The sequence below is a fragment of the Oleiphilus sp. HI0132 genome (assembly GCF_001635845.1).
Map to the genome: position 1 here is coordinate 1 of NZ_LWGJ01001114.1, position 6,311 is coordinate 6,311.

The window sequence follows — 6,311 nt, forward strand, 5'->3', positions numbered from 1 at the left end:
GCATATAAGAAGATTCGAGCTGACTAACGAAAGCTTCCCAAAAGTTTTGTCCACCACTTTGATAAGCAACGGCTAATGCCTCAATAACGGACCCGGTTTCTTCACCTTTGCCAACATTCTGAGGCCCATGACAAATGATATTTTCCAACAAGGTTGAACCACAACGTGGCACACCAATAATAAAAACAGGTTCGAGATTAGCAAGTCGAGAAGTAAAATGTGCAGAATCAGGTGGCGTCAACTGAGGCAATGCCTGCAGATAAAACTCGGTACTTCTCGGAAATTGAGTAATCGAACTGTAAATTCGATGCGCAGCGACAAGATGCTCCATCTCAACTAACTGCTGACCTCGATTTTTAGCAAAATTTGCCAACAACCATTGATAATAAAAGCGATTGTCTCCCTCTAAAGTAGCCTCATCAACATCGACTAAGCGTTGATACAATTCGGGGCGAAGACTCTCTGCATCCAATTGAACAAGGCGATATGCAAACGACAGGTTTTCAGGGAAGTCTTCCGAACCTTTATTCAATACATCTTTAGCGACAGCCAACTGTCCGTGATCAACATGTAGTTTTGCAGCATTCAGATATAAACCTTCACTTTTCAATCCGTATTCAATTGCACTCAAATAAACTGATTGTGCTTCTTCAAAACGTAATAGTTGGTACAACAAATTACCTAATTGCATGCGATAACTTAAATTTTCAGGTTTCTTCCCAACACATGCTTTCAGACATTCAACCGCACGTTCAAATTCCTTAGCCTTTACCAAGACCTCGGCATATTTTCCTGATAATTCAATATCATCTTGTACTGAAAGATAAGCTTCGAAAACCTTTGCTGACTCAACAATCATTCCCATATCAGCATAAAGACCCGCTAGTTCCAAGACAAAAGTCCTATTGAGGGGCTCGGCTTGGTACACATGCAGCAGGTGTTGTTTCGCTGCTTGATTATCATTTTGTTGGCGAGCAATCGTCCCTAAAGAATAGTGAGCATCACAGTTCTGCGGATCGATCGAAAGAATCTTATTATAGCAACGACGAGCTCGAGAGAGTCTTTCAGACTGTATATACTCGTTAGCCTGCTGCATTAAGGTTTGTATTTCCGACTCGCTCATATTCCTGCCTTTCGATTTCTTATTAAAATGTAATCCCGAGATGTATTCCAACGCAGCGAGAAGACTCGCGTTAGTTTAACGTGGCATAACCTCAACGATCTGAACCATATCATCCTCTTTAGTTCGGGATGAAGAAATAGATTGCTCTAAATCAAACTCATACTCTTTACGTTCACCACTGCGATCAATTGCTAGTGTTTCGAAATCAAAAAGCTGGGTATCCGCTAACTGGGAAGGCGATACATTCTGTAAGGCTGTGAAAATTGACTCAATTCTTGAAGGGTGTTCTTTTTCCCATTGAATAAGCATTTTCTTAATGGATTGACGCTGGAGATTTTCTTGCGAACCACAAAGATTGCACGGAATGATCGGGTAAGCCTTCACCAGAGCAAACTGCTCAATATCTTTCTCACGACAATAAGCCAGCGGCCTAATCACGACATTTCGCTTGTCATCAGAAAGCAGTTTAGGTGGCATAGCTGACAACCTTGAACCATGAAACATGTTCAGAAACATGGTCTCAACGATGTCATCTTTATGATGGCCTAAAGCTATCTTATTCGCTTTAATCTCCTCAGCAAAGGAGTATAAAGTACCACGACGTAAACGTGAGCACAGGCCACAGGTTGTCTTGCCTTCTGGTATCTTGGACTTAACGATGGAGTAAGTATCTCGATCAATAATATAATATTCAATATCAAGTGATTCCAGATACTTAGGAAGGACATGGTCAGGAAAACCTGGCTGTTTCTGGTCAAGGTTTACGGCGACTAGGTCGAAACTGATCGGAGCACTCTTTTGCAGACTCATCAGAATGTCTAGCATGGTGTAGCTGTCTTTTCCGCCCGACAAGCAAACCATAATACGATCACCGTCTTCGATCATATTAAAGTCGGCAATAGCCTTGCCCATGCCACTGCGCAAGCGCTTCTGAAGCTTGTTAAACTCGTATTTCTCTGAACCTGCTAAGTTCTGCATAACCCTACAACCTGACAACGACAATCTTAAATGGGCGCATTATAGCGAATTTACGCCTTTAACCCAAAGCCCGGTCTAACAAACGTTTAGCAGCCGATATTTTTTTGAACTGTTCCCCGCAGCCCCCCTTATCAGGGTGATGAATTTGAGCAAGTTTGCGGTACTGAAGCTTAACCTGCCTTCGGTCAGCATTAGCGGGCAAATCTAGTACACTTAGCGCAGCATGCCGATCATCATTTGCCAGAAACTTACGCCAAAACTTATCGAGCAGGTCGTTTACTTCATCTTTTTCTGTTTCAAAATAGTGGCTAATATCAAGGTAATATGCCTTAACCGAATCATAAGATGACAATTCGGAAACGCCTTCTGCAAAGGGTCTTCTAGATATATTTATCAGATTGATGTCGAGAAAAAAACGCTGCTCATCTAGATAAGTGTTTTGTAGCGTGTAAAGGGCGTGTTTTAACAGAAAGTGGGCACGAAAAAGGTCTTTACTCTGACTTATATTAAACTCGGAAAATGGCTCTTGTTGAATGCATTTTAGGTGTTGAATAAGCTCAATTTCTTTAACGCTAGCGTGATCATCAAGATAGTTATCTATCCCCTTGATAATATCTAACAAGACATCCAAGCTAGTGAGCCTTCTTGCCTAAACGGCTTCGAGGAGGAGCGATGCCTACACCGTTCTTTTCTTTCTGCTTCACTTCATACATCGCCCGATCAGCAGACTTCAAAATATCGGCCGTTTTTTCACCATTATCAGGGTACATACTAATACCTATACTGCCACCAACGGTGACGGTTAAACCGGCAACCTGTAAAGGTCTTTCCAGGTTAAACAGTACCTTTTCGGCGACTTGCCGAGCATGCGCGTTGGATTCACAATCATGCAATATCAACACAAACTCATCGCCACCAATTCGAGCTAATACATCCGCCTCTCTGACGGCCATTTTGATGCGCTGTACAACTTCACACAACACGACATCACCCACTTCATGGCCATATTGATCATTCACGATTTTAAAATCATCCAAATCAATAAACAGTACCGCAACACGCTCCTTTCTTCGCTTAGCTAATGCGATCGCTTCTTCCAGCTTTTCAAAGAACAAAGTCCGGTTACCTATCCCTGTTAAGGCATCAGAATGAGCAAGTTCTTTTAGCTTATTCTCTAATGCCTTACGCTCGGTAATATCATTAGCCATGGCAACAACCCGCCCAGGTTGCAAGGCTACATAGTGCCATTCACATAGAACAAGCTTATTCCTATTGGTCCGACTCCAACCTTCAGCAACCTTAACCTCTCGCCGGTCAAACAGGTTAGCAGTCATTCTACGAAACTTGTTCTGGTCTCCTAAGGGCACCACATAATCGTAAACAGATTGGCCAATGATATCTTCTGAAGCCCAAGCAAAAATTTGTTCTGCCTGGTAATTCCATTCAATTATTTTTCCCTGACTATCCATAATCACCATTGCAGTGGGCGTATTATCAACCACAGTTCTAAGCCAAGAAGTCCGCTTATCCAAACGACGGTTCAAGCGCCAAACGTAAGCGAGAAAGCTCAGCAATATAATCGTAATCAGTGAGGCACCAAGCCCCCAACGTTTCACCAAGTCGGCACTAACCCCTTCCTCACTCCTGTAAAGAAAGTCGTCAAGCGAATAATCTGCAGACAGGCTGCCTTGCTCGACATAAACCTTGGCAATATGGTGCCAGCGTTTACTCGTCATATAGCCAGGGGAGATCAGCTCACTTTCTAGCAAGTCTTTCATCTTCTCTGCTTCAAACATCAAATGCGCTTTTGTATGTCGCTGGCTGTAGCGTTCATAGATCAGGTCTACAATTTCTGAGGGGTGATCCATAGCATATCGCCAGCCTTTAAAACTGGCTCGCCTAAATGCTGCAACCCTTTTAGGGTGGTGTTTGAGTTCATGGATCGTAGTAAAAAGGTTGTCACCATAAAAATCGACCCCGGAATCTTTTGGTCGAAACAGCGTGTACGGCTCTCCCAAACGCTCAAACTCAAACACTTCATCAGTGGTATAAACAGACATAGCTGCAACCCTACCCGCCATCACATCTGAAGTATTAAAACTGTGCTTAACAATTTTGAGCGTATCACGCGATAAACCTTCTTTGGAAAGATAAGCCATTAACTCAGCCGAGTTGGCTTCAATCATAATAGGTTTGTTGCGTAGGTCTTGTACTTGCTGAATGTTTGAGTATAAGTTGCTCTCAGGCAAACTGGCGGAGCTTAACAAAGCAAGAGGAGAATGTTGGAATATAACCCCTAAAACGACAACAGGCTTAAAGTGGTTGTGTAAAAGCAGCAACTCACTGGTGCCAACTCCAAATTCAGCCTCACCATTAACGACGACTTCAATAGGGTCCATCTCTGGCTCGGCTTCCCGAATGGTGACATCCAAACCTTCTTCAGCGTAGAAACCTTTTTCCAGCGCCGCATAATAGCCCGCAAATTGAAACTGATGTTTCCATTTGAGCTGTAGAGTTACACTTTCGCTGGACAAAGCATAGGGCACAGATGCCACCAACAAAGTCAGACTGAAAATCCAATTCTTAATCACATAGAAGCTCCTGCCTCTCGCCTCTTAGCACTGAAGGGCTATTACTATATTGTTCACTTCTCGACAATTTCCTAATATTATGCGCGACAATAGTGAAAACTACTATCCTTAAAGTCTAGCATTCAACTATCACTGACGCTTAATTTTGTTCAGTTTTTACGCGTCCGACGGCATCTAACCAGCCGCTATAGAGTTTTTTTGCATCTTCTGGACAAATATCAGGTGAAAAACGTTTATCAAGATGCCACATATCTGCAATCGTCTCGACGCTTTCAAATAAACCGGCCTTTAAGCCAGCCAAGTATGCCGCACCTAATGCCGTGGTCTCGACAATTTCAGGCCGGTCAACTGAAACATTCAGAAGGTCAGATAGAAACTGTACAACCCAGTCATTGACCACCATGCCTCCATCTACTCTTAAAGTGTTTACTTGCGCACCATCTTTCTCCATCGCGTGGAGCAGATCCCTTGTCTGATAACACACTGACTGTAGACCAGCTGTGACGATTTCTTCTATCCCCGTATCTCGAGTTAAACCGAACAAAGCACCTCGTGCATTCGGATCCCAATAAGGCGCACCTAAGCCAGTAAAGGCTGGTACCAGATAAACCGAATTGTCATAACCAACCTTCTTGGCCATCGCCACCGTTTCACTAGCATGAGAGATAAACTTTAAGCCATCACGCAACCATTGCACTGCCGCTCCTGCAACAAAGATGCTGCCCTCCAGAGCGTATGTCACTTCAGAATTCAGACGGTAGGCAACAGTAGTCAGTAAACGATTATTGGAGCGTAGTGGCTTCGCACCCGTATTGGCAATCATAAAGCAACCTGTTCCATAAGTGCTTTTGATCATGCCTGGCGTAAAGCAAGCCTGCCCTACCAAGGCGGACTGCTGATCACCGATCATACCGTAGACAGGCATAGAGATACCGAAAAGCTCAGCCTCGGTGTCACCAAACTCATCACTGCTATCCTTGACCTCAGGCAACAACTGTTCCGGGACATCAAAAATCTGTAACAGTTCTTTATCCCACTCTTGTGTATGTATATTGAACAAGGAAGTTCGAGAGGCGTTCGTGGCGTCACTGGCATGCGACCGACCACCGGTTAAGCGCCATAGCAGGAAAGTATCGACAGTTCCAAACGCCAAGTCCCCTTCGCGAGCTCGTTCATCAGCATCATCGACATTATCAAGAATCCAACGAATCTTACTCGCTGAGAAGTATGGGTCTACCAACAAGCCAGTCTTTTCAGAAATAGTATCTTCCAAGCCTTTATCTTTCAGGCTCTGGCAAAACTCAGAGGTTCGGCGATCCTGCCAAACAATTGCCGGATAGATTGCCTTTCCTGTCTTTCTATCCCAAACAATCGTCGTCTCCCGCTGATTGGTAATACCAATCCCCATTACCTGGTCGGATTCAAGATCTAATTTGGCAAGAACTTGCTTGATTACGCTGACAGTCGTACTCCATATTTCTTCTGGATCATGTTCGACCCATCCATCGTTTGGAAAGTGCTGGGTAAATTCAGCTTGCGCAGTAAACGCTACACGGCCTTGGTGATCAAATAGTAAAGCACGTGAGCTTGTCGTCCCTTGATCAATAGAAAGAATGAAC

General features: G+C 43.8%; 5 protein-coding genes. All 5 read right to left on the minus strand.

Features of this window, described 5'->3' with window-relative positions; genetic code table 11:
• The coding region (locus A3766_RS14745; RefSeq protein ID WP_156508913.1) for a tetratricopeptide repeat protein at window positions 1-1,123 on the minus strand (1,123 nt) is incomplete at its 3' end.
• Window positions 1,124-1,198: 75 nt separating this feature from the next.
• Window positions 1,199-2,101, minus strand: a complete 903-nt coding sequence (gene ttcA, locus A3766_RS14750) for a tRNA 2-thiocytidine(32) synthetase TtcA (protein WP_068514723.1) — start codon at window positions 2,099-2,101, stop codon at window positions 1,199-1,201.
• 58 nt (window positions 2,102-2,159) lie between these two features.
• Window positions 2,160-2,732: a DNA-J related domain-containing protein gene (locus tag A3766_RS14755; RefSeq protein WP_068642437.1), complete on the minus strand. Its 573-nt coding sequence runs from the start codon at window positions 2,730-2,732 to the stop codon at window positions 2,160-2,162.
• A gap of 1 nt (window position 2,733) precedes the next feature.
• On the minus strand, window positions 2,734-4,692 hold the full coding sequence (locus tag A3766_RS14760; protein ID WP_068642439.1) for a diguanylate cyclase domain-containing protein: 1,959 nt from the start codon (window positions 4,690-4,692) through the stop codon (window positions 2,734-2,736).
• A 139-nt stretch (window positions 4,693-4,831) separates the two neighbouring features.
• On the minus strand, window positions 4,832-6,311 hold a 1,480-nt coding region (gene glpK, locus A3766_RS14765; protein WP_068642441.1), incomplete at its 5' end, for a glycerol kinase GlpK.